At 65.3% G+C, this 24,311-nt stretch carries 22 protein-coding genes; 11 read left to right on the top strand and 11 right to left on the bottom strand.

Annotated features, from left to right (window positions below; all coding sequences use genetic code 11):
* Positions 1–31: 31 nt before the first annotated feature.
* Complete coding sequence (locus U1738_RS09560) at positions 32–643, bottom strand: arylesterase (RefSeq protein ID WP_332788818.1); 612 nt, start codon at positions 641–643, stop codon at positions 32–34.
* Positions 644–754: 111 nt separating this feature from the next.
* On the opposite strand from U1738_RS09560, the gene U1738_RS09555 reads away from it, so the two are divergent.
* Both U1738_RS09555 and U1738_RS09550 read left to right on the top strand, forming a co-directional pair.
* On the top strand, positions 755–1,417 hold the full coding sequence (locus U1738_RS09555; RefSeq protein ID WP_332788817.1) for an ABC transporter ATP-binding protein: 663 nt from the start codon (positions 755–757) through the stop codon (positions 1,415–1,417).
* Positions 1,417–3,912, top strand: a complete 2,496-nt coding sequence (locus U1738_RS09550; protein WP_332788816.1) for an ABC transporter permease — start codon at positions 1,417–1,419, stop codon at positions 3,910–3,912. The genes U1738_RS09555 and U1738_RS09550 overlap by 1 nt, the downstream gene beginning before the upstream one ends.
* 135 nt (positions 3,913–4,047) lie before the next feature.
* Here U1738_RS09550 and U1738_RS09545 read toward each other — a convergent pair whose 3' ends face one another.
* Positions 4,048–5,871, bottom strand: a complete 1,824-nt coding sequence (locus U1738_RS09545) for a DUF885 domain-containing protein (protein ID WP_332788815.1) — start codon at positions 5,869–5,871, stop codon at positions 4,048–4,050.
* Positions 5,872–5,958: 87 nt separating this feature from the next.
* On the opposite strand from U1738_RS09545, the gene U1738_RS09540 reads away from it, so the two are divergent.
* The gene (locus U1738_RS09540) at positions 5,959–6,936 is read left to right on the top strand and encodes a bile acid:sodium symporter family protein (RefSeq protein WP_332788814.1); all 978 of its coding nucleotides are present in this window, start codon (positions 5,959–5,961) and stop codon (positions 6,934–6,936) included.
* A 57-nt stretch (positions 6,937–6,993) separates the two neighbouring features.
* Here U1738_RS09540 and U1738_RS09535 read toward each other — a convergent pair whose 3' ends face one another.
* The 6 genes from U1738_RS09535 to U1738_RS09510 form a co-directional block, all read right to left on the bottom strand.
* A complete protein-coding gene (locus U1738_RS09535) occupies positions 6,994–8,295 on the bottom strand; it encodes a sugar MFS transporter (RefSeq protein ID WP_332788813.1) in 1,302 nt (433 codons plus the stop codon).
* 57 nt (positions 8,296–8,352) lie between these two features.
* A complete protein-coding gene (locus U1738_RS09530; RefSeq protein ID WP_332788812.1) occupies positions 8,353–8,829 on the bottom strand; it encodes a lasso peptide biosynthesis B2 protein in 477 nt (158 codons plus the stop codon).
* Entirely contained in the window at positions 8,801–9,064 is a 264-nt protein-coding gene (locus U1738_RS09525; protein ID WP_332788811.1) for a PqqD family protein, read from the bottom strand. The genes U1738_RS09530 and U1738_RS09525 overlap by 29 nt, the downstream gene beginning before the upstream one ends.
* The gene (locus U1738_RS09520) at positions 9,061–9,975 is read right to left on the bottom strand and encodes a sulfotransferase domain-containing protein (RefSeq protein WP_332788810.1); all 915 of its coding nucleotides are present in this window, start codon (positions 9,973–9,975) and stop codon (positions 9,061–9,063) included. The genes U1738_RS09525 and U1738_RS09520 overlap by 4 nt, the downstream gene beginning before the upstream one ends.
* Positions 9,972–10,901 (bottom strand): hypothetical protein, encoded by a 930-nt coding sequence (locus U1738_RS09515; protein ID WP_332788809.1) that lies wholly within the window; start codon positions 10,899–10,901, stop codon positions 9,972–9,974. The genes U1738_RS09520 and U1738_RS09515 overlap by 4 nt, the downstream gene beginning before the upstream one ends.
* Positions 10,902–11,199: 298 nt before the next feature.
* Positions 11,200–11,376, bottom strand: a complete 177-nt coding sequence (locus tag U1738_RS09510) for a hypothetical protein (protein ID WP_332788808.1) — start codon at positions 11,374–11,376, stop codon at positions 11,200–11,202.
* A gap of 462 nt (positions 11,377–11,838) precedes the next feature.
* On the opposite strand from U1738_RS09510, the gene U1738_RS09505 reads away from it, so the two are divergent.
* From U1738_RS09505 to U1738_RS09470, 8 genes are all read left to right on the top strand, one after another.
* Entirely contained in the window at positions 11,839–12,303 is a 465-nt protein-coding gene (locus tag U1738_RS09505; RefSeq protein ID WP_332788807.1) for a hypothetical protein, read from the top strand.
* Between the two features lie 350 nt (positions 12,304–12,653).
* A complete protein-coding gene (locus tag U1738_RS09500) occupies positions 12,654–13,607 on the top strand; it encodes a hypothetical protein (RefSeq protein WP_332788806.1) in 954 nt (317 codons plus the stop codon).
* A gap of 11 nt (positions 13,608–13,618) precedes the next feature.
* Positions 13,619–14,110, top strand: coding sequence for a hypothetical protein (locus U1738_RS09495; RefSeq protein WP_332788805.1), 492 nt, complete (start codon positions 13,619–13,621; stop codon positions 14,108–14,110).
* Between the two features lie 52 nt (positions 14,111–14,162).
* Positions 14,163–15,281, top strand: coding sequence for a hypothetical protein (locus U1738_RS09490; protein WP_332788804.1), 1,119 nt, complete (start codon positions 14,163–14,165; stop codon positions 15,279–15,281).
* 69 nt (positions 15,282–15,350) lie between these two features.
* Positions 15,351–20,375 (top strand): DUF11 domain-containing protein, encoded by a 5,025-nt coding sequence (locus U1738_RS09485; RefSeq protein ID WP_332788803.1) that lies wholly within the window; start codon positions 15,351–15,353, stop codon positions 20,373–20,375.
* Positions 20,372–20,881, top strand: a complete 510-nt coding sequence (locus U1738_RS09480; RefSeq protein WP_332788802.1) for a hypothetical protein — start codon at positions 20,372–20,374, stop codon at positions 20,879–20,881. Before U1738_RS09485 ends, U1738_RS09480 begins: the two co-directional genes overlap by 4 nt.
* A 10-nt stretch (positions 20,882–20,891) precedes the next feature.
* Entirely contained in the window at positions 20,892–21,182 is a 291-nt protein-coding gene (locus U1738_RS09475; RefSeq protein ID WP_332788801.1) for a hypothetical protein, read from the top strand.
* A gap of 3 nt (positions 21,183–21,185) precedes the next feature.
* Positions 21,186–21,830 carry a PilZ domain-containing protein gene (locus tag U1738_RS09470; RefSeq protein ID WP_332788800.1) on the top strand — a complete coding sequence of 215 codons (645 nt, stop codon included), beginning with the start codon at positions 21,186–21,188 and terminating at the stop codon, positions 21,828–21,830.
* A gap of 10 nt (positions 21,831–21,840) precedes the next feature.
* Here U1738_RS09470 and rutA read toward each other — a convergent pair whose 3' ends face one another.
* The 3 genes from rutA to rutC all read right to left on the bottom strand — a co-directional run bounded on the left by rutA (position 21,841) and on the right by rutC (position 24,224).
* Positions 21,841–22,920 carry a pyrimidine utilization protein A gene (gene rutA / locus U1738_RS09465; protein ID WP_332788799.1) on the bottom strand — a complete coding sequence of 360 codons (1,080 nt, stop codon included), beginning with the start codon at positions 22,918–22,920 and terminating at the stop codon, positions 21,841–21,843.
* 6 nt (positions 22,921–22,926) lie between these two features.
* Positions 22,927–23,712, bottom strand: a complete 786-nt coding sequence (gene rutD, locus U1738_RS09460) for a pyrimidine utilization protein D (RefSeq protein ID WP_332788798.1) — start codon at positions 23,710–23,712, stop codon at positions 22,927–22,929.
* A 128-nt stretch (positions 23,713–23,840) separates the two neighbouring features.
* Complete coding sequence (rutC, locus tag U1738_RS09455) at positions 23,841–24,224, bottom strand: pyrimidine utilization protein C (protein WP_332788797.1); 384 nt, start codon at positions 24,222–24,224, stop codon at positions 23,841–23,843.
* Positions 24,225–24,311 lie beyond the last annotated feature (87 nt).

Below are 24,311 nucleotides of genomic sequence, written 5' to 3'. Positions count from 1 at the left end.
TTCGTGTAAGGCGGCGGCAACCGTGGCGGCCTCAGCGATCCTTCAGTTGCTCGCCCACCAGCGGCGCGAGCCGGTCGGCGATGCGGGCGACGCCCTGAACATTGGGGTGGACGCGATCGGCCTGCATCAACCCCGCATTCCCGATCACGCCATCGAGGATGAAGGGATAGAGCGTGTCCTTGTGCGACGCGGCCAGATCCGGCCAGATTCGGTCGAATGCGGCGACATAATCGGGTCCGAGATTGGGCGGGGCCTTCATGCCGGTGAGCAGCACGGGAAGCCCGCGCGTCTCCAGTTCGTCCAGCATCGCGGCCATGTTGGCGCGGGTCTCGGCCGCCGGGATCTGGCGCAGCACGTCGTTGCCGCCGAGACCGAGCATCACGAGATCCGGCTTGCGCGGCAGATTGTCGAGCACGAAGGCCAGGCGCTGCCGCCCCGCCGCGCTGGTATCGCCGGAAACGCCGGCGTTGACGATCGTCGCGTTGATCCCGCCGCGCCGCAACCGTGCCTGGATCGCATCGGGCAGACTCTGCCCGCGATCGAGCCCGTAGCCGGCGTACAGGCTGTCGCCGAATGCGAGGATGAGCCGTTCCGACCCCGCCGGGCGCGCCACTTCGGCAATCATCGGCGTAGGCGAGGACATCGGGGCAGGGGCCGGCCCACCGCATCCCGACAACAACAAGGCTTGGATAAGCGCGAACGCCACCGCATATCGGCTCAACGGCAACGCTCCGACCAAGGCAAATCCTCCGACATGACCGAACCTTCTATGGTGATCGACGCCCGCAATGTCACGTTGACGCTGGGCGAAACCGCGATCCTGCGCGGCGTGGACCTGTCCGTCGCGCCGGGCGAAAGCGTCGCGCTGCTGGGGGCGTCGGGATCGGGCAAGTCGTCGCTGATGGCGATCCTGACCGGGCTGGAGCAAGCGAGCGCGGGTCAGGTGCTGGTCGCCGGGCTGGATTTCGGCAAGCTCGACGAGGATGCGCTGGCGCATGCGCGGCGCGGGCGGATCGGCATCGTGTTGCAGGCTTTCCACTTGCTGCCGACGATGACGGCGCGGGAGAATGTCGCCGTGCCGATGGAACTGGCCGGGATCGCCGATGCCTGGGGCCGGGCGGAGGTGGAACTGGCGGCGGTCGGGCTGGGGCACCGGCTCGATCATTATCCGGCGCAATTGTCGGGCGGCGAGCAGCAGCGCGTGGCGATCGCCCGTGCGCTCGGGCCGCGTCCGCCGCTGGTGTTCGCCGACGAACCGACCGGCAATCTCGACACCGCGACCGGTGCGGCGATCATGGACCTGCTGTTCGATCGCCGCGCGGATCTGGGTGCGACGTTGGTGGTGATCACGCATGATCGCGCGCTGGCGGAACGATGCGACCGGGTGGTGACGCTGGCCGACGGGCGGGTGGTTTGATGGGCTGGTCGTTCGCCTGGGGACTGGCGCGGCGGGAACTGGACTGGCGCTTTCGGGGCTTGCGATTGCTGGTGGCGTGCCTGTTCCTCGGCGTCGGTGCGCTGGCGGCTATCGGCAGCCTGGCCGAGGCGGTCGGCGGCGAACTGGCCTCACGCGGGGCGAGCATTCTTGGCGGGGACGTGGAGTTCGCGACGTCGCAGCGGCTGGCCGATCCGGCGGAGCGGGCGGCGCTGGCGCGGCTCGGGCGCGTTTCCGAAACGGTGCGGATGCAGGCCAATGCGCTGTCCGGTTCCGCCGGTGCGCCGATCCAGTTGAAGGCGGTGGACGGGGCGTATCCGCTCTATGGCGCGGTGAAGCTGGCGGATGGGCGGAACGTCGCCGCGCCGCCAGCCGGGCAGACTTGGATCGGTCAGTCGCTCGCCGACCGGCTCGGGCTCAAGCCGGGCGCGACGATGCGGATCGGTGCGGTGAGCTTCACGGTCGGCGGGATCATCGCCGACGAGCCGGACCGGCTGGGGGAGGGGTTCACGCTCGGGCCGGTGGCGATCGTGCCGATGGCGGCGCTGCCCGCGACCGGATTGATCCAGCCCGGCAGCCTGTACGCCACGAAATATCGCGTGCGCCTGCCCGCCGATCGTACCCCGGCTACGGTGGTGGCCGATTTCCGCAAGGCGTTTCCCGCAGGAGGCTGGGAGGGCAAGACGCGCGATCGGGCCTCTCCGGGCGCGTCGCGCTTCGTCGATCGGATGGGCGAGTTCCTCACATTGGTTGGCCTCGCAGCACTGGCGATCGCCGGGATCGGGGTGGGCAATGGCGTGGGATCGTTCCTCGCCGGGCGGCGCAGCGGGATTGCGACGCTGAAAGTGCTGGGCGCGACCTCCGCCGATATCGCGCGGATCTATGCGATCGAGATCGCGGTGGCGGCGGCGGTCGGTATCACCGCCGGGTTGCTGGTCGGTGCGGCGGCGGTGCCGGTGCTGGTCCGCCTGCTCGGCAGCGTGCTGCCGGTGGCGACCGATCTGCCGGTCGAGCCGTGGCCATTGGTGCGGGCGGCGGCGTACGGCGTGCTGATCGCATTGGCCTTCGCCGCGCCGCCGCTGGCGGCGGCCGGGCGGACATCCGCCGCCGGATTGTTGCGCGGTGCGCTCGCCCCGCTGAGTGCGCCATCGTGGCGCGGGCGGATCGTCGCGCTCGGGGCCGGTGTGGCGGCGATCGCGCTGGCGATCGGCACGTCGCAGCAACCGGGGCTGGCGGCGATGTTCCTGGCCGCGGTGGCGGGCACTTTGCTGCTGTTGGCGGGATTGGGGCGGCTCGTCCGGATTGCCGCCGCGCGTGCGCCACGGCCGCGCCGACCGCTGATCCGGCTGGCGCTGACCGCGCTGTATCGGCCCGGCGCGCGGACCGAGGCGCTGGTCGTGGCGCTCGGCCTCGGGTTGACGTTGTTCGTCCTGCTGGCGGCGATCCGCACCAGCATCGACGCCAATATCGCGACCACCGTGCCGGCCCGCGCGCCGGCGCTGTTCGCGCTCGACGTGCCGCGTCCGCGCGAGGCGGAGTTCCGCCGCGTCGTGACCAAGGCCGCGCCCGCTGCGGTGATCCGCACCGTGCCCATTCTGCGCGGCACGATCACCGCCTATCGCGACATTCGCGTCGCCGATCTCAAGACATTGCCCGAGGGCGCCTGGGCGCTGCGCGGCGAACGCGGGCTGACCTATGCGGCAACCTTGCCCGAGGGCAGCACGCTGGCGAGTGGGACATGGTGGCCGAAGGAGTATGCCGGGCCGCCCTTGGTGTCGGTGGACCAACGACTGGCGCAGGCGCTCGATCTGAAGCTCGGCGATGCGATCACCGTCAGCCTGCTCGGCGTGGAGCGCACCGCGCGCGTCGCCTCGTTCCGGCGGATCGAGTGGGATACGCTTGGCTTCAACTTCGTGCTGGTCTTCTCGCCCAACACTTTGATCGACGCGCCGCATAATCTGGCGGCGACGATCGATCTGCCCAAGGGTCGCGAGGATGCGGTGACGCGGGCGTTGCTCGGGCCGTTCCCGTCCGTTTCGGTGATCGAGGTGCGCGGCGTGCTGGCGCAGGTGCAGGATCTGGTCGGGCAGGTCGCCGCTGCCATTGCCGCCGCCGCCAGCGTGGCGATCGCCGCCGGCATCGCGGTACTGGTCGGTGCGATCGCGGCGGCGCGGGAGGCGCGGACCTATGACGCGGTGGTGTTGCGCATGCTGGGCGCGACCCGGATGCAATTGCTGGCCGGACAGGTGATCGAATATCTGCTGCTCGGCAGTGTCGTGGCGCTGGTCGCCGTCGGGCTGGGGCTGGCGGGGGCGTGGTATGTCGTGGTGGAGTTGTTCAGCTTCACTTGGGCACCCGATCCGCTGGTGGTGGCGGCGACTTTGTTTGCCGGTCTGGGCATGACGGTGGCGATCGGGCTGGCGGGCGCGTGGCCGATCCTGAGCGTGCGACCGGCGCGGGCATTGCGGCAGATCTAGGCCGGGTTTTAGTCAGCCGGTATTCCCATAGCCCGTTCGTGCTGAGCCTGTCGAAGCACTGCCTTTCTTCTCGACGGTGGAAAAGAAGGGCAGTGCTGCGACAGGCTCAGCACGGACGTTAAAGCGAGGCGAGCCTCACTTCGTCCGCGCGATCCAGTCGTCGATCTTCTTCTCCAGCACCGGCATCGGCAGCGATCCGGTATCCAGCACTTCGGCATGGAAGGCGCGCGGATCGAACTTCGCGCCCAGCGCCGCCTTGGCCTTCGCCTTGGTGCGCAGGATCGTCAGCTGGCCGATCTTGTATGCCAGCGCTTGGCCCGGAATAGCGATATAGCGTTCGACCTCGGCGGTGGCGTCGGTCTTGGCCATCGGCGAATTGGCCATCATGTAGGCGATCGACTGATCGCGGGTCCAACCTTTGGAATGGATGCCGGTATCGACCACGAGGCGCATCGCGCGGAGCATCTCGTCGTTCAGGCCGCCCATGCGCTGATAGGGGTCGGTCTCCATGCCCAGTTCCGGCCACAGGCTTTCCGAATACAGCGCCCAGCCCTCGACATAGGCGGTATTGCCGCCGAAGCGCATGAAGGCTGGCAGCTTTTCGTTCTCCGCCGCCAGGCTGATCTGGAAGTGATGCCCCGGCACCGCCTCGTGCAGGAACAACGTTTCCATCTCCCACATATAGCGCGAGGGGAGATCATAGGTGTTGTAGAAGAACACGCCGGGCCGCGAGCCGTCCGGCGTGCCCTGCTGGTAGGAGCCGCCGGCATCGGTCTTTTCCTTGTACGCCGGGACCGGGCGGATCTCGAGTTTAGACTTGGGAATCAGCGAGAATTGCTCGCGCACGCGGGAATCCACGCGCTTGCCGATCGCCTCGTACCGCAGGCGCAGATCGTCGGCCGATTTGGGCACGAACTGCTTGTCGGTGCGCAGGAATTCGAAGAATTCGGGCAGCGTGCCCTTGAAGCCGACCTTCTGCTTCTGCGTCTCCATTTCCTTCAAGATGCGCGCGACTTCGGACAGGCCGAGCTGGTGCACCTCGTCGGCCTTGAGCGGCAGGGTGGTGCTCGATTCGATCAGGTAATCGTACAGCTTCGCGCCGCCCGGCATCGCCGACAGGCCGACGCTGTCGCGCGCGGCGGCGAGATAGGTGTTGGACAGGAAATCGCGCATCCGCTGGTGCGCGGGGATCAGCACGTCGCGGATCTGCGTGGCATAGGCGGTCTTCAGGCGCGCCTGATCGGCGGCGGAAATGCCGTCCGGGAATTTCTTCACCGGGCCGTAGAAGGTCGATCCCTCGACGCCTTCCTTGATGATGTTGTCGAACTGCTCGATCATGTTGCGCACGACGAGCTTGGGCTGAACGACGCCCGTCTTCATACCCTCGCGGAAGCGCACGATGGCGAGGTCGAGCTGTGCGGCATATTGCACGTTGCGCTTCAGGTTGTTCTCGTAATCGACCAAAGTCTTGAACGGCGCGGCGCCCTGGCCGGATGCGAAATCGGGGTAGAAGCCCTGCACGCCGTTGAAATGATCGAGCGGGCGCACGGCGGTGAGCGCGACGATCTCCGGCGTCATGCCCTTCAGGCCGATCACGGTATTGTGGCGGAAGACGTCGTAGGCAATCTGGTCGGTGGGGGTGAGCTTCGTGCGGTCGATGCCGTTCAGGCGGCGCAGATCGTCCTGTGCGGCGGCGCGCTCGGCATCGATCGACTGATAAGAGAAGAAATCGCCGAGCCGGTCGGCATAACGCAGGTCGCCGCGGAAGATCGCGCCGATCGGGTTGCGCTTCAGACCCGCTTCGTCGCTGTCGTGGAACAGTTGCTTGAGTTTGGCGTCCTCCGGCCCGTCGCCGGGCAATGCGGCGGGCGGCGGCGTCTGGGCCAGCAGCGGCGCGGCGCAGGCGGCGAGGAGGGTCGTGGCGAGCAGGGCGCGGAGGCGCGTCTTTGGCGATGTCATGGCGGCATGGACTATGCGCGTGCGGAGCATCGGGCAAGCGTTGCTTGGCGCTTGACGGCGCATGCCTGCTCGCGGACATCGGCGCACATGATCCGTCGCATCCTCTCGATCTTCGAGCCCTTCGTCCTGATCCTGCTGGGCACCGTTCTGCTGGCCACCTTCTTGCCCGCGCGGGGCGTGTGGACCGAGGTCTTCTCGGTCGCCGCCGATGCCGGGATCGTTTTGCTGTTCTTCCTGCACGGGGCGAAGCTGTCGCGCGCCGCGATCTATGAGGGCGTGCGGCACTGGCGGTTGCATCTCGCCGTGCTGGGGGTGACGTTCGTGCTGTTCCCCCTGCTCGGGCTGGGGCTGGGCACGCTGCCGTTCCTCAGCGGCCCGGCGGCGGCGGGGATGCTGTTCCTGACGTTATTGCCCTCGACCGTGCAGTCCTCGATCGCCTTTACCGCGATCGCCCGGGGGAACGTGGCGGCGGCGGTGTGCAGCGCGTCCTTCTCGAACCTGCTCGGCATCATCGTCACGCCGGCTCTGGTCGCGCTGCTGATGCAGGGGGATGGCGGCATCTCGCTCGCGTCGGTCGAGACGATCGTACTGCAACTGCTCGTGCCGTTCGTGGCCGGGCATTTGCTGCGCCCGCTGATCGGCGGGTTCGTGGCGCGGCACAAGGCGATGCTGTCGATCGTCGATCGCGGGTCGATCCTGCTCGTCGTGTACAGCGCGTTCGGCGCGGCGGTCGTCGGCGGATTGTGGCACCGCCTTTCGCCGGCCGATCTGGCGATCATCTTCGGGCTGTGCACCGTGCTGCTGGCGCTGGTGCTGCTGGCGACCTGGGCGCTGGGGCGGCTGATGGGCCTGAAGCTGGAGGATGCGATCGTGCTGCAATTCTGCGGCTCGAAGAAGAGCCTCGCCTCGGGCGTGCCGATGGCCGGGGTGCTGTTCCCGGCGGCACAGGTCGGTGTGGTGCTGCTGCCGCTGATGCTGTTCCACCAGATCCAGCTGATCGCCTGTGCGGTGATCGCCCGGCGTTATGCCGGGCGGGCCGAAGTCCGAGCCGATCTCATTACCTAACCCGTTCGCCCTTCGACGATCTCAGGGCAAACGGGATTGGATCGATCTAAACGGAAATCAATACTGAACCGCGGGCTTCCGTGCGTAGAGGCCGTACGCGAGGATCACGGCATAGCACGCTGCCGGCACGATCAGCGCGAAGGCCAGGCTGTGGCTCACATCGCTGACATAGCCGGTCAGCGGCGGGATCACCGCGCCGCCAACGATGGCGGTGGCGATGACGCCAGACCCTTCCGAAGCGCGCGCGCCCAAGCCCTCGCTCGCCAGCGTGAAGATCGTCGGGAACATGATCGCGTTCATCAGGCCGATCGACAGCAACGCCCATCCGGCGACCGCGCCATCGGTGTTGGCGGACAGCAGCACCAGAGCGATCGCGCCGGTGGCGACACCGGCCAGCACCTTGCCCGGCGAGATGAATTGCAGCGCCCCCGCGCCGATGAACCGCCCGACCAATGCGCCGGCCCAATACAGCGCGACGTAATCGCCCGCCGTCTGGCGATCGACCGCCCAGACATTCGACTGGCTGAGATAATTGACGATCATCGATCCGATCGCGACCTCGGCCCCGACATACAGGAAAATGCACGCCGCACCGGCGGAGAAGCGCGGGCGGGCAAGCAGGGTGAGCGGATGGAACATGCCCACGCCCGCGATCTGCTTCTCCTGCAGCCGGTTGCGCCGCGTCCAGACGACGCCGGCGATGATCAGCAGGGCGACAGCGAGGCCGAGATAGGTGTGGACGATGACGCGCGAGGCCTCGACCCGGTAATTGTCGAGCGCCGCGCCCGACAAGGAAGCCGCGCTGACGCCGGCGAGCCCGCCGAGGATCAACGTGGAGCCGACGCGCGGAAAGATCGTCGTGCCGAGCGAGTTGAACGCCTGTGCGAAGGTCAGGCGGCTGGAGGCGGTCTTCGGCTTGCCGAGCAGCGAGATCAGCGGATTGGCGACGACCTGTACGATAGTGATCCCCGCGCCGAGCACGAACAGAGCGAGCAGGAACATGCCGAACATCGCCGAGGACGAGGCCGGGATGAAGAGCAGGCAGCCGACCGTCATCACCAGCAGCCCGACCGAGGCCGTGCGCATATAGCCCAATCGCCGCACGATCGCAGCGGCGGGCAACGAGAACAGGGCGTAAGCCAGGAAGAACGCCGATTGCACCAGCATCGCCGTCGCATGGTTGAGCGTGAACAGCTCCTGCAGCTTCGGGATGATGATGTCGTTCAGGCTGGTGATGCCGCCGAAGGTGAAAAACAAAGCGAACACGAAGATGCGCAGATCGGGCGCATCGACATGCTCGTCATGTCCCCGGGCCGACGCGTCGGCGCTGGTCGTGTCGTGTACCGGCGCGAGGGCCATGATCGTCTCTCCTGATTTCGACGCCGTTCTATCGCCGTGATGCGCCGCGTCCAGCCCTCAGACGAAACAGCCGAGTTCAGGCATGTTCTTCGCCACCGGATATCCCGTGACCTTCACCCCCGCCGCATCGAGCCAGGCGTGCGCATCGATCGGTTTCTCGTCGCCCGGGCTCGCGCCGAAATGCATCACGCTGGCGATTCCGCGCCGGCGCAGCATCGCGTGGGCGGCCATCGCCTGTTGCAGGCACACCGAACGAAACGGCATGAACGGCGCGGCGGCGGCAACCGCCCAGCCGATATCCTTGGCGATGCGCACTTGCTCCGACGTGGCATCTGCACCGCTTGCGGCGACCCGCGGATCGGTCGGCGGGACGAAGGTGCCGAACCGTGCGGATACCTTTGGGAAAGGTCGCACCAACACCGTGATCCGCGCGCGCAGCATGCTAGCCACCGCCTCGGCGACGAGCAATTGCCGCTTCGCCCCGACGCCCGACAGCGTGCGCAGCTTACGCAGGATCGACGGCGATCGCGCCATGTGTCTCCATCTCGCTGACGAACTGCGCCACTTCGGCGCGGCAGGTGTCCGGGTCGATCGCGAATTCCTTCACCAAGGCCGCGCAGATCGTGTCGATGTCGCTCGGCGTCTCGATCAATTCCCAGATGCGCGCGCCAACGGCGTTGACGCCGAGATAATTGCCGCGCGCCGCGCTCATCATCATGATCTCGTCGCCGACGCGCGCGCTGAGCCAGTCTCCCGAACGCCTGATCACGCCTTCATCCTTTCGTCCTCGTCGGACAGTGCATAGCCGAGACGCGCCATCATGGCAGCCTGATCCACCTCGATCCGCGCGACCTGGTCGGTGGTGAGTTCGTCGCGCCAGCCCCCGGCGATGCCGCGCCGGAAGAACTTAGCCGCGGGGTTGGCACGCGGTGCCTCGCGGAAACCGCGTTCGCTCTCCTGCTGCTTCAGGGCGTCGAAATCGGCAAAACGCGCCGCCTGCTCGCAGTCGGCCTGTGACACGGTGATCCCGGCAAAGGCCAGAGCCTCGCGCAGCACGCCGGCGGTATCGGCCCGCAAATCCTCATAGCGGACGACGTGCAGCGGAATGTCGGTCTGATCGAGCCAGCCGAGATGATAGCCGGCCCAGGTCGGCAATTGCTGGCGCAACTGGGTGAACTGCCGATCGGGGCGCCCGGACAGGCTGGATGTCGCCGATCCCATGAAGGCGATCGCCTCATCCACCGACTGATTGTTGTGATTAGCGAGTGAAGGCGCGACGTCGCGGGGATCGCGCACGATCAGGATCGCGCCCGACGCCGCCGCCGCACCGCCGAGCAAGGGTTCGCCGCTCGAAATATAGGTATAGGCATCGTGCGATTTGACGAAGCGCACACCGCCGAAGCGCGTTTCGGCGGCTTCCTCTTCGGGCTCCTGCGTTTCCTGCTCCGCCGCGATCGCCCGATAGACGCGCGGCCGCAGCGCATCGCATTCCTCGTGCGTCAGCAGCCCGGCCGGGAACATCATGATATTGTCGAACCAGTGGCGCGCGCTGGCGATGCCGCCGCGTTCGGACATGTCGTTGATATCGACCGGCGCATCCTGCTGGAGATTAGCCACCAGCAGGCGGAACCAGGTGTTGCCCGATTTAGGATAGGAGGCGAGCCAGACGATCCGGTTCAAGCCGCCTGCTCCAGCAGCCCGAGATCGCGCCAATGCGCCTCCAGCCACCCGATCACCGTCGGGAACAGCTTGAAGTCGAGCGGGCGGGTGAGTGTGAACACGCCGGAGCGCTGCCCGATCGTCGCCGCCGCCTGAAAATAGAGTTGCTCCTGCCCCATCCGCTTCACTAGCTGCGGACGGTATGCATTGGTCCGGATCAGCAGCGCGCCATCGACGATGTTCGGTCGTTCGATGCCCGGCGGAGCATTGGGCGGCCGCGCTTCGCGCAACACATAGACGGCGGCCAGCGGCAAAGGGGCTGCGATCGCGGCGCGCGGTTCGACGTAGAATTTCTCTATTCGGGTGCGGACCGGGGCCGTTTTCCGATCGGCGAGCGACAGGCGGTCGATCGAATTCTGCCAGAGTTTCAGCTGGCGCCCGTCAGGCTGGACCCACGGCATGCCATCATCCTCCAACGCAATGCCGCAGAAATCGTCGGTGACGAGATCGTAGCCGGCATCGACCAGAGCGGCGGCCAAGGTCGATTTGCCCGCGCCGGAGGGGCCGCAGAACAACACGGCCTGATCGCGCACGCGCACCGCGCTGGCATGCAGCACGATCCGCTTGCGCTGTTGCAGCAGGATGCCGAAGCCGGTGCTGCTGAGGAAGATCGCGGCGTCGCCAGGGCTGGTATCGCCCTCGAATTGATAAATGATGTCGCGGCCGGCGACCATCAGCATGCGGATGATGCCCGGCACCGAAATCAGGAAACGATCGGGCGTCATCCACCAGTTCGGGCCGCTGCCGGATGCTCCGGGAAGCTCCTCCGGCACCTGTCCCGCGCGGATAATCACATCGGGTTCGACCGACACATCGGGCAGGGCGATCAGGCCCGGCAATGTCAGGTCGCAGGCCACCGACAGTCCCGAAATGATATAGGAAAACATTCCGACTCCCTGGCCCGGACGACAGCATATGCAATCGGATGCGCGACATCGCGAATGTCCGGCCATTAGCCGAAAATGTGCGCCTCGCCCACCCTCGCGGTGGCCCCACTCGCGTTTTCGCTGACCAAAAACGTACGAAATACGCTCTTGCAACGTGCCCGATCCGGTTGCACGATCCTGTTGTAACAATTGAATAATTCCCGGAACGGCCGAACGCCGTCGTTCCGAAAGGCGGGAATTATCGCTGAAGGGAGATCGAAGTGGGAATGCGCGCGAGCTTGCGCGGAGGCGGCGATGCTCAGCCGTTCGGTTTGGTGTCCGACCCGGATATGTCGAGATGGTCCTCCCCAACGCCGTATTTTTCCTGGATCAGCGCCATGCTGTGTCCGACATGCGCGGCGATGCCGTGATCGCCGGCTGCTTCGAGCGCGCGGCAGGCCTCCTGCAAAAGCGAATAAATTCGCAGGGCGTCCATTTCGATCTCCTGTCGGGGCGACGTAGCCCGGTGCCGTTTCGTCTATACGCGCACCCATCACACCGAAACAGGCAATACATGCGAGGGACCAAACGCCGTTGTCCGAATTTCTTTCCCGATAATTTTGTCGGCTCGAATAGACGCAAATCGGGGCTTTTCGTCATATGATCGATAAGCAGACGGGCGCCATGCGGACGCATATCTGCTCGGCGACCGGAGGTGCAGTCCTGGCGTCATCTTCACGCGAACCCAGCCGGCAACATCTTGCACATTGCGCGCGAAGCCGGTTCGTGTGCGCCGATGTCGCATTCGTAAGAAAATCGAACCATTGTAGAAAGCAAGTTGGAACATACTGACAAATGTCTGTAAGTGTCGGCCATTGGCTGGCAAGCTGGAGTGATCTAAGGGACGAATGGCCGGGGGCGGTCTGTGTTGTTTTGATACGGATGGAGCTGAAAAGGGATGGAAACGGTCGAAGACCTGATCAGGGACTTCAGTGCGAAGCTTGGCAGCATCGCCGGCGAATTCGGTGCGCGTGCCGATCAGATCATTTCTTCCGGGCGCATCCTGCCCGACGGTATTGCCGATGGCCCGGTTGATCTTGTGGCGCGGGCACGCAACATCATGGCCTCGCGCAAGGCGCGGCGGAAATTCTTCCCGGCGGATCTGTTCCACGAGCCGGCGTGGGAGATGTTGATGGCATTGTTCATCATCTATGAAGGCGAGCATACGATGAACGTCAAGGCGCTGGTGTCGTGCAGCGACGCTCCGGCGACGACGTCGCAACGCTGGATCGATCACCTCCACAAATCCGGCCTGATCGACCGCGTGACCGATACGATCGACCGCCGCCGGATCGATATATCGCTCAGCGAGCGCGGACATGACGCCATGGTCCGCTATCTGAAAGACGTCATCGTCGGGTGATTCGCGCGGGCGTCGTGTAGGCGTCCGGAATGCGGTCTTCCCATCGGCGCTCGGCCGTCGGAACTGACCTGGCGATGAACCATCATGGTAAACGCCTGTAAATACATCGTTTCGACGGCTTTTTGCGGCGTCGCATCTACAATGAAAAGTCGAACCGTTTCGACCTGCATGCGTCAGTTGCCGAGACGAAGCGAGCGTTCATCGCGAGGCAAAATCGAACCGAAACAGTTTCGATCCCGCTTCGGGTGCAAGTAAAGCCAAAGTGAACCCGTAGCTTTTCATTAAGCCAGATCGCTGAAAATTCCCCTGATTTGAATATCGGGGCAGTAATGCGTTCAGGCGTACATCAGGTGGGACGAAAGATCAGGCAGGGCGGGCCGTTCGGCAAGTCATGCCTGGCGTCCGCGCTGGTTTTGACTGCCTCGACATTTTCCCATCATGCCGTTGCGGAAACGGTGGCCGGCACCAGCATCGTCAATACTGCGACCCTGCATTACGATGTCGGCGGCGAGAGCAACGTCGTCCAGTCCAACCAGGCGACGATCTTGGTCGCGGAACGGCTCGACGTCGCGCTCGCGCGTCTCGGCAGCGCCCCGATCACGCGCACCACGACCGCCATTCCCCTGCTGCTGACCAATCGCGGCAACGGGCAGGAGGCGTTCGCGCTCTCCACGGTCGATGGCACGGCCACCCCGCCGACCCGGTTCGCGATCGATGTGGATGGCGATGGCCTTTACGATCCGGCACGCGATCAACTGCTGTCGGGCGCGACCACCCCGCTGCTGGCGCCTGGCGCGACGTTGCAGGTGCTGCTGCTCGCCGATGTCGCCGGACAGTTCGAGGGTGTGCAGAACACCATCACCGCGCGCGCGGTCACCGGATATGGCGCGCCGGGCACCGTTTTCGCCGGCAAGGGCGATAACAATAGCGATGCCGTCGTCGGGCCGACGGGCGCGCAGGCGCAGATCGTCGTGCCGATGATCGGCCAGACGGCGCAGGGCGCGCTGGTCAAGACCCAGTCGGTGCTGGCACCGGACGGTTCGGCGCGCGCGATCCGCGGCGCGATCATCACCTATACGCTGACCGCCAGCATCCCGGCACCGTCCAGCGGCGTGCGGATCGACGATCCGATCCCCGCCGGTACCACCTACGTCGCCGGCAGCCTGATGCTCGATGCCGCCCAGTTGACCGATGCGGGCGACGGCGACCCCGGAACCGCCACCGGCACCGGCATCTCGGTCGCGCTCGGCGCGCTGACCGATCCCGCCATCCACACCGTCCAGTTCAAGGTTCTGATCCAATGAGGAGAGTGAAGATGCGTTCGCGTAAGATCAACTGCCCCATCGCCACCGCGTTGGCGCTGACCACTGCCCTGGCCGCTGCAAATCCGGCAATCGCCGGGCCGCTGTCGCTGGTGAGCGAGGTGCGCGTCGAAAAGCGCGTCGCCGCCGCCGACGGCACGACGCGGACCGTGCTGGTCAAGGCCGACAAGGTCGTGCCCGGTGACCGCGTCGTCTTCGTGCTGACCTATCGCAACACAGGCACGCAGCCGATCGCGAACCTTGTTCTCGCCAATCCGGTACCGCGCAACATCGCGTACCGTGCCGGCAATCCCGGCTCCGCCGCGCCTGAAGTGTCGGTCGACGGCAAGACTTTCGGACCGCTGTCCGGCCTGCGCGTGGCGACTGCCACCGGGGCCTCGCGCGCAGCCGGTCCTGACGATGTCACCACCGTCCGGTGGCGCCTCGCGAGCCCAGTTGCGGCCGGCGCGCAAGGCCAACTCGCTTTCCAGGCCGTGCTGAAATGACCCCCCAATCACCCCCCAAGAACCAGAAACTTTGTATCGAGGAGTATCTTCAATGACTGCAACAGGGATGCGGCGCATCCTGCTGTCGGGTACGGCAGCGGTCGCCTTTTTCGGCGCGGGAGGTGCGGCGCAAGCGTCGGGCACCAACGCCGGCACGATCATCAGCAACCAGGCGAACGCCAGCTACACCGTCAACGGCACGCCCGCGACGGTGCAGTCGAACACCGCGACCTTCGTGGTCGATCGCAAGGTCAATCTGACGGTCGTCGCAGATCCGAACGTCAACACGATCGTCAATCTCGGTCAGACCAACGCCGTGCTGACCTTCCGCGTGACCAACAATACCAACGGCACGCAGGATTTCCTGCTCAACGCGAACCAGAATCTGGGCGCGGGCGGCACGGGGACGGACAATTTCGACGTCACCAACGTGCGTGTGTTCGTCGATTCCAACAATAACGGCGTGTACGACGCCGGGGTCGACACCGCGACCTATATCGACGAACTGGCGCCTGACGCATCGGCGGTGGTGTTCGTCGTGTCCGACGTACCGACGATCGCCGGCGCCAATTACGCCGCCGTCTCGCTCAACGCGACGGTCGCGGCCGGCGGCGCGCCGGGAACGCAGGGCGCGGCGCTCATCCCGACCGACCTGAACCTGATCAACCAGAACGCCGATCTCGACATCGTGTTCGCGGATAACGATTCGGACGGGCTGCTCGGCGCGGATATCGCTCGCAACGGACAGGGCCGGGCCTATCTCGAATATGAGGTCGGCGCGCGCGCAGTCAATCTGAGCATCGTCAAGACCTCGACCGTGCTGACCGACGGCGTGAGCACGATCAATCCGAAGGCCATTCCGGGCGCGACGGTGCAATATTGCTTGACGGTGCAGAACAGTACGTTGCTGGTGCCGGCGAGCAACATCAGCCTGACCGACGTGATCCCGGCCAACACGACCTATGTCCCAAGCTCGATCAAGGTCGGCGGCTTGGGAACGGGCGGGGTGTGCCTGATCAACGGCTTCTCGGTGAACGACGACGGGTCGGCGGTGCCGCTCAGTCCGTATTCGGGATCGTTCAACGCGACGACGAAGACGGTGACGGCGGGCATTCCGACGTTGCTCGGCGGCACATCGCTCGCGGTGAGCTTCCAAGTCCTGATCAACTAACCCCGCCCCCCAGACAGGAGACTTGCCTTCCGGCGCGCGGAACGCCCGCGCGCCGGACAGCGACCCCTTATGTCCAGAATTCATGCCCTTGCGCGCTTCGGCGCCGTCGTCCTCGGCCTGTGTAGCAGCGTAACCGCGCTCCAGGCCCAGACGACGCGCGTCTCGAACACCGCCTCCCTGAGCTATCAGGTCGAAGGCGGCAGCCGCACGGTGTCATCCAATACGGTTTCCCTCGACGTCGGTATCGCCAAGCGGCCGACAGCGCTCAGCTTCCATCTGCTGCCCCCGAATTACGAACTGACCAATATGAAATGCGAGGGCTCGCCAGTCCCGACCTTCACGCCCGCGCCGATCGATGCCGCGACGTTCGCCGCGTCGCCGCTGGTGGAGACGATCGACGTCTATACCGACGTGATCCTCGCGCTCGACAGCGAGGGAAGCAATCGCGATCCGCTGGTGCGCGAGACCGCCGTGATCCAAGTGCAGGCCGGCAAGATCAACACCACCATCACCTTGCTGGAAACCGGCCCGAACACGGGCCTGTTCGCCGGCGGCGTTCCCGCATCGATGACCGGGAAACATCCCGATCTGGTTCCCTGCGACGTACGGACGCAGCGCGGCGTGACGATCAAGCTGACCTTCATCGAAGACGGCTTCAGCTTCGGATCGACGGCCTCGCTGCTGATCGATCCGGCCGGCTTCACCTTCGATTCCCGCACCGGAACGCTGGTGGACGGCACGCGCGTGACGCTGGTCGATGCGGCGGGCAATGCGGCGACGGTGTACGGAGACGACGGCGTGGCGCGCTATCCCTCCAGCGTGGTGAGCGGCGAGACCGTGACCGACAGTTCCGGGCGCGTCTATCCCGGTCGAACCGGACGATTCCGCTTCCCGCTGGCCGCGCCCGGCACTTATTCGCTGCGCATCGAACCGCCCGGCGATTATACCGCACCCTCCACCCAGGATCGCGCCGTGCTGGCGGCGTTGCGCGACCCGACCGGGCAACCGTTCATTATCAATCCGACCAGTTTCGGCGGATCGCTGACGCTGTCGACGCCCGATCCCTTTTATGTCGATGTTCCGCTGGATCGTCCGATCGCCAACAGCCTGATCCTGAGCAAGACCGCGTCGGTGCGCGATGCCTCGCCGGGCGATTTCATCCAATATCGATTGCAGATAACCAATCAGGATAAAATTGCTGCGACGAACCTACGCATTTCGGATATTCTGCCGACCGGCCTGCGCTATGAGCGTGGTTCGACGCGGGGCGGGGCCGAACCCGTCGCGGCGACCGATGGCCGGACACTGGATTTCACCATACCGTCGATCGCTGCCGGGGGCAGCGCGGAGGTGCGTTACGTCGTCACGGTCGCGCCGGGCGCGCCAATCGGCGAAGCGTTAAACCGCGCGCAGGTGCGTGGGGGCGGCGTCCAGAGCAACGAGGCGATGGCGTCGGTGCGGCTGCGAGCGTTGCTGTTCACCGATGCGATGACGATCATCGGCCGGGTCAGCGAAGGCAATTGCGGCGATCCCGCGAGCCATCGCAAGGGTATCGCCGGGATCCGCCTGCTGATGGAAGACGGCACCTTCGTCGTCACCGATCGCGACGGATTGTATCATATCGAGGGCGTCAGGCCCGGCCGCCACGTCGTGCAGATCGACACCGCGAGCATCCCAGCATCCTACGAGGCGGTGGCATGCGACGTCGACACGCGACAGGCCGGAAGCGCGATATCGCGCTTCGTCGAAGGAGATGGCGGACTGTTGAAGCGCGTCGACTTCCAGCTTCGCCCGACCGGCAAGGCCGCTGCACCCCTGGCGGCCTTGCCGGTTACCCCCGTGGACGACGCCGCGGCAGCGGGCAACCGCGACTGGCTGACCGGCCAGACCGCGGGCATCGCAATGCTGTTCCCGACCGAGGACTATAACCCCCGCGCGCCCGTTACCCGCATCGTCGTGAAGCACGCGCCGGGCCAGAACGTCGCGCTGACGATCAACGGCGTGCGCAGCGAGACGCTGGCGTTCGACGGCACCGATGTGGACGACAAAAGCGGGGTCGCGGTGACGCGCTGGTCGGGCATTCCGCTGCAGCCCGGCGCCAACCGGCTGGTCGCACGCGTGCTGGATGCGCAGGGCCGCGAGGTGCAGACGATCACCCGCACCGTCACCGTCTCCGGCAATGCCACGCTCGCCGTGTACGATGCCGCGCACAGCCGCCTGATCGCCGATGGCCTGACCCGTCCGTTGATCGCGGTGCGCGTGACCGACAAGGATGGCCGCCCGGTGCATGACGGCAGCCTGGTGCCGTTCACCGTCGATCAGCCCTACACTGCGGCGATCGAGGCCGAACTCGAACAGGGCCGCCAGCTCGCCGGTCGGGATCGCGCCGCCAACACCGTGCGCGTCGTCGGCGACGAGGGGCTGGCGTTCATCGCGCTTCAGCCGACCACGCAGGCGGGGGCGGTCAACGTCAAGGTCAATCTGGCCGACGACAAGATCACCCGTACCAGCGAGGTTCGCGCCTGGCTGTCCGGTTCGGCCAAGGACTGGATGGTCGTCGGCTTCGGATCGGGCACGCTCGGCTACGACACGTTGCGCAAGCATGCCAGCGGGCTACCGGTCAGAGAGCGTAATAAGGTCGTCACCGATGGCCAGTTGAGCTTCTATGCCAAGGGCCGCGTGAAGGGATCGTGGCTGCTGACGATCGCCTATGACAGCGACCGCAAATACGATCCCGATCGTGGCCTGCTCGGTGTGATCGATCCGAACCGCTATTACACGGTTTACGGCGACGGATCGCAGCAGGGCTATGACGCGCCGACCCGCCGCAAGCTGTACCTGCGCCTGGAACGTCGCGAATTCTATGCCCTGTTCGGCGATTTCGAGACCGGCTTCACCGACACGCAGCTTACCCGCTACAGCCGCACGCTGAACGGTGTGAAGGCGGCCTATGAGGGCAATCGCCTGCGCGCCACCGGCTTCGCCGCCAGCACCGACACGCTGTATTCACGCGACGAGATCCAGGGCAATGGGCTGTCCGGCCCGTACCGCCTGTCCGGCCGCGACATCGTGCCGAACAGCGACAAGTTGCAGATCGAGGTGCGCGATCGCTTCCGTTCCGAACTGATCGTGTCGAGCCGCGCGCTGACCCGCCATATCGATTACGATATCGACACGATCGCCGGCACGATCCGCTTCCGCGAACCCGTGCTGAGCCGCGACCAGAGCCTGAACCCGATCTTCATCGTCGCCGATTACGAGGTCGAGGGCGGGCGCAGCAACAAGCTGGTCGCCGCCGCGCGCGTCGCCGCCAAGCTGGCCAAGGGCCGCGTGGAAGTGGGCGTCAGCGGCATTCGCGACGATACGATCGGCCGTGCGACCGTCGCCGGTGTGGATCTGAAGGCTCACGTCACCGCCAACACGATCATGCGCGCTGAAGCCGCCACGGGCGGACGCGGCGGCATAAGCGAAGGCCAAGCGTTCCTGGCCGAGATCGAGCATCACGGCCCGACCGTCGACGTGCTGGCCTATGCGCGGCAGCAGGATGCGACGTTCGGGGTGGGGCAGCAGAATTCCGTCGAGGCTGGCACACGCAAGTTCGGATTTGACGGCAAGGTTCATCTCGACGGCCGCTGGAGCGTGACCGGCACGGCATGGCATCAGCAGCAACTCGAGGGCGCGGGCACGCGCACCGCCGGCGACATCCGCCTCGAATATCGCCGCGATACCGGCACGATCTTCGTCGGCGCCCAGGTGGCGATGGATCGCGGCAGCGACGGCAAGGATCGCGACTCCCGCCTGCTGACATTGGGTGGCAGCCAAATCCTGTTCGGCGGCAAGCTGACGCTCGCCGGCCAGACTCAATTCGCGCCCGGCGGGGACAAGGACAGCGTCGATTTCCCGATCCGGCATCAATTGACCGCCGCCTATCGCATCACCCCCGGCATCCGCCTGATCGGCGGGTACGAGATCGCTGACGGCAAGGAATTCGTTGTCCACACCAAGCAGGTCGGTTTTGACGTCGCGCCATGGACCGGGGCCAAGCTGATGAGCACGCTGAACCAGCAGGCGGTGGGCGAAAATGGCGGGCGCACCTTCGCGCAATATGGCATGAGCCAGTCGCTGCCGATCGGGAAGCGCTGGACGGTGGATGCCACGCTCGACGCGGCCTCGACGATCAGCGGGCGTATCCCAAGCGGCGCGGTGATCAACGCGTTCCAGCCGGTCGCGTCCGGCGGATCGTTCACCGGCGGGTCGTTCGGCGGCACGAGCGGCAGTGGGACGAATGCCACCAACGGCAACTTTACCGCCGCGACGCTGGGCGCGGCCTACCGCGCGGCGCGCTGGTCTTGGAACGGGCGGATCGAGTATCGCAACTCGACCGAGGACGACCGGATCGGCCTGACCTCGAATTTCCTGCGCTCGCTGGGGGAAGGGCAGACGCTCGCCTCCTCGATCCGCGCGTACAAGACCACCGACAAGACCGGCGCTGTCGCCTCCTATGTCTCGGCCGATCTGGCGCTTGCGCTGCGGCCGTTCGACAGCCGCTGGTCGATCCTCGAACGGCTCGAATTGCGGCACGAAAGCGCCGATGCGGGCTATACCGACAGCAATGTGCTGGGCGTGCCAGCGTACGGCGCGGGCGATCAGGTCACCAGCCGGCTGATCAATAACCTCGCCATCAACTATCGCTCCGGGCCGGAAGGCAACGGCCATGGCTTCGAGGCGACGCTGTATTACGGGTCGAAATATGTGCGCGGGCGGTTCCAGGACGATGTCTATACCGGCTATATCGACGTGACCGGGTTCGAGCTGCGCAAGGACATCGGCACACGCTTCGATATAGGGGTGCAGGGCTCGGTGCAGCATGCCTGGGATCGTGCCGCGGTGGCGTTCAGCGGCGGACCATCGGTCGGCGTGTCGCCGGCGAAGAACGTGTGGATCACCGGTGGCTACAATATCTCCGGCTATCGCGACCGCGATTTCGAGGATGACCACTATACTCGGCGCGGACCGTATGTGACGATGCGATTGAAGTTCGACCAGCGGACGCTCGGCAACGCAACCCGCACGATCTTCGGAGGACGCAAATGATCGTGCGCCAAGTCTTTCGGTTCATCGCCGCACTGATGCTGGCTTGCGTCGCGATCCAGGCACATGCGGCTGACCTGACGGTCGACAAATCGAGTGCCCCGGTTGCCGATCAGGTCAACACCGTCACCCCGGCGCGCAACCTGCCCGGCGCGACGATCGATTATTCGCTGGTCGTGACCAATCCGCTGCTCAACCCGGTCGTGATCAGGAAGGTGGTGATCGTCGACATCATTCCGACGACGGTCAAATTTCGAATGCTGTCGTACGGCAGCGGATCGGGGCCGGTGGAATTCACCAACGGCAATCTGCTGACAATCCCACTTGGTTCGAGCGGCCTGACCTACAGCGGCATCGAATATTATGACGGCGCGTCCTGGAGCTACGTGCCGCAGGATGACGGCACCGGCTATGACGGCAATATCCGCAGCATCCGCGTGACGATGAGCACGGGTACGATGACGACCGGTGGATCGTTCCGCCTGCGCTATCGCGTGATTCTGAAATAGGCGAGGCGCGATGACCTTATATCCAATCGGGTTACACGCGATGCGCACGCCGGCCCTTCACGAACAGGCGGCTGCGCTGGAACAACTCGCCGCGAGCTTCGCGCTGAACGATCAGGCCGAAAGCGAGACCCTGATCACATCCTTCTGCACCGAAGCGATCCGGCAATGGCGCCTGAACGACGCCACGTTCTGGCAACGCGTGAAGTTTCGCGCCCGCCTGCTCCGCGCGATCATGCCCGACCCCGGCACCCAAGACCCCGACGATCGCCGGTGCGAGCGATCCAGTGAACGGAGCGTATGAACCATGTTTTACCAGACCTTCCCTTCACACCAATCCGGCGCATCCCAGTCCAGCACCTCGGCCGAGATCGGTGAGCGGGCGACCGGGCCTTCGGACCGGCGCCTGTCGGCGCGCCCGTCTACCGTGCTGTTGATCGGCAAGGTCAGCGATGGTGCGACGGATAGCGCCTGTCTGGTGCTGAACCTGTCCGAACACGGCCTGATGGCGCGATTGAGTTTCACGCCGGCGGTGGGCGATGCGGTGGAGATCGAATTGCGCGGGCTACCGCGGTGCGTGGCGCATGTCCGCTGGGTCAACGGGATGAAGGCCGGCCTGCAATTTGCGCAGCGGCAGAATATCGATCCGGTGTTCAGTCTGATGAGCGAGGACGGACTGGTCGCCCGCGCGCCGCGCTTCGCGGTCGATCTGGACGCGATGGTCCGGCTGGGCGGGCAGCAGTTCCCGGCGCGGATCGTCAACCTTTCCCCCGGCGGCGTCCGGCTCGAGGCCGATGTACCGGTCGAGCTGGGCCAGACCGGGCAGATCATGCTGTCCGCGCAGCACATCTGCCTGTTCGGCACCGTCCGCTGGGCCGAGGGCAATGCCTTCGGCATGCATTTTTCGACCCCGCTGCCGCTGGGCAGTTTGCGGGATTGCCTGGAGGGCTAACCGATACGGTTCAAGTTGTCGCGGATGTAATGTGTTTGCGGCATTTCATCAGTGGCTGGATGCGCGTGCCGAACGCTTCCACCCCTTCGATGAAGTCATCGAACGTCAGCAATACGCCGCCGGTGTTCGGGACCGCCGCCATCTCGTCGAGCATGTGCGCGACGCTTTCGTACGAACCTACGAGCGTGCCCATGTTGATGTTCACCGCCCCTTCCGGTGCTGCAAGCTGGCGGACGTTGGTGTCCTTGTTATGCTTGTCGGCCGCGCCCTGATCGGCGAGCCACGCGATCGCGTCGAGATCGACGCCGTCATTGTACGACTTCCATTTCGCCTGCGCTTCCTCGTCGGTTTCGGCGGCGATGATCATGACGAGGACGAAGATCGAGACGTCGCGCCCGGTCTTGGCGGTGGCGGCGGCGAGCTTGTCGTTGTTGCCGGAAAACGCGGTCGGCGTGTTGACGCCCTTGCCGAGGCAGAAGGCGTAGTCGGCCCATTTCGCCGAGAAGGCGAGACCCTCCTCGGACGATCCCGCACAGATGATCTTCATGTCGCCGCCGGGCTGCGGCCTCACGCGGCAATCGTCCATCTGGTAGTAATCGCCTTTGAAGTCGCTCTCGCCCGTTTCCCACACCTCGCGCAGGATATGGGCGTATTCGTCGAGCATCTTGTAGCGGTTGCGGAAATGCTCGTCGCCGGGCCACAAACCCATCTGGCTATATTCGGGGCGCTGCCAGCCGGTGATCAGGTTCAACCCGAAGCGCCCGTGGCTGATCGAATCGATCGTGTTGCACATCCGCGCGGCGAAGGCCGGGGGGATAATGAGCGTGGGGCAGGTGGCGTAGATCTTGATCCGTTCCGTCACGGCGGCGAGGCCGGCCATCAGCGTGAAACTCTCCAGGCCATATTCCCAGAATTCGGTCTTCCCGCCGAAGCCGCGCAGCTTGATCATCGACAGCAGGAAATCGAGCCCGTGCTTCTCCGCCGACAGAGCGATCTGCTTGTTCATGTCGAAGCTCGGCTTGTATTGCGGGGCATTCTCCGAAATCAGCCAGCCATTGTTGTTGATGGGCACGAAGACGCCGACCTGCATTTTTTTTTAGCTCCCCAGAAAATCGATGATGTGGGCGTTGAAGGTGTCGGGATCGGTGACGTTGCAGGCGTGCCCGCCGATTGCCATCCGGGCGATATCCGCGCCGCCCAGTTCCTCGGCCAGTCGTTCGCCAGCGAGGGCAGGCACGAGCATGTCGTCGTCGGCGATGAGCACCAGCACCTTCTCGGTCAACTCGCGCAATCGGCCGCGTAAGTCGAACGCGGCGAGCGCGGCGATGCGCTTCTCCATCGTCGCAGCGCCCGGAAAGTCGGCCGTCTGGTGCGGCAGTTCGGCGTCGAGTTCGGCGGTGTGCGCCGAGATCCAGTTCGCCGGATAGAGGAAGATCGGCTGGGCGCGCAGAAACGCTTCGACCCCTGCGTGGTGCAGCAGGTTCAGGCGCGCCTCGAAACAACGCAGGAAATGCGGGTCGGCCTTGGCCCAGCCGTTGACGACGACGAGTTTGTCGAGCCGATCAAGAGCTTTCAGCGCAAGTGCCAGCCCGGCGACACCGCCTGCGGCATGGCCGACGATGTGCGCGCGATCTATCTGCAGCGCATCCATCAACGCGACGATGTCATCTGCGAGATCATCGACGGTCACGGCTTTCGGCAAAGTGCGGTCGCTGCGCCCAGTGCCGCGATGATCGTAGGTAATGACGTGGAAATGCTCGGCTAGCGCGGGGAGGTTGGGTTTCCAATAGTTCGCCGAGCCGCCGAGGCCCGATGACAGGATCAGCGGCGGGGCGTCGGCTGGACCGTGGTCTTCGTAATAGAGGCCAGTGGCGTGGGGCATTTATCAGCCCACCCTCGTCACCCCAGCGGAGGCTGGGGTCTCGTGGGGCTGATGTGCGACGCTAGCCGCTTGAGACCCCAGCCTCCGCTGGGGTGACGAGAAGTTTGATGGTGGCGGTGGCTCGGGGCTCAACCGATGTGCGCCACGCTGGCGATCTCGACCAGGCAATCGGGCTTCACCAGATCGCACTTGATGCAATAGCGCGCGGGCTTCGCACCCGGGAAATATTCGGCATAGACGCCGTTGAACGCGGCATAGTCGCCCAGATCCTTCAGGAAGATGTGGTTCATGGCCACGTCCTCCAACGTCGCACCACCGGCCTCCAGCGTGATCTTGATCACATCGAGGATGTGGCGCGTCTGCGCGGCGGCGTCGCCTACGTGCAGCACCGTGCCGCCTTCGCCCAGCGCCAGCACGCCGGAGACGTAGACCGTGTTGCCCGCTTTTGCGCCAGCCGAATAGGGCGCGATCGGGGTTGGGAATTGCGGTGGGTTTATGGGGGTGAAGGGCATTGTCTGGTCCTTAGCTACCGTTCGTGCTGAGCTTGTCGAAGCACCGTTCTTCTTCATGATGGGCGAAAGAAGAACGGCCCTTCGACA

The sequence above is a fragment of the Parasphingomonas caseinilytica genome (assembly GCF_036663755.1).
GTDB lineage: Bacteria > Pseudomonadota > Alphaproteobacteria > Sphingomonadales > Sphingomonadaceae > Sphingomonas.
This window is presented reverse-complemented; position numbering and strand designations above follow the sequence as displayed.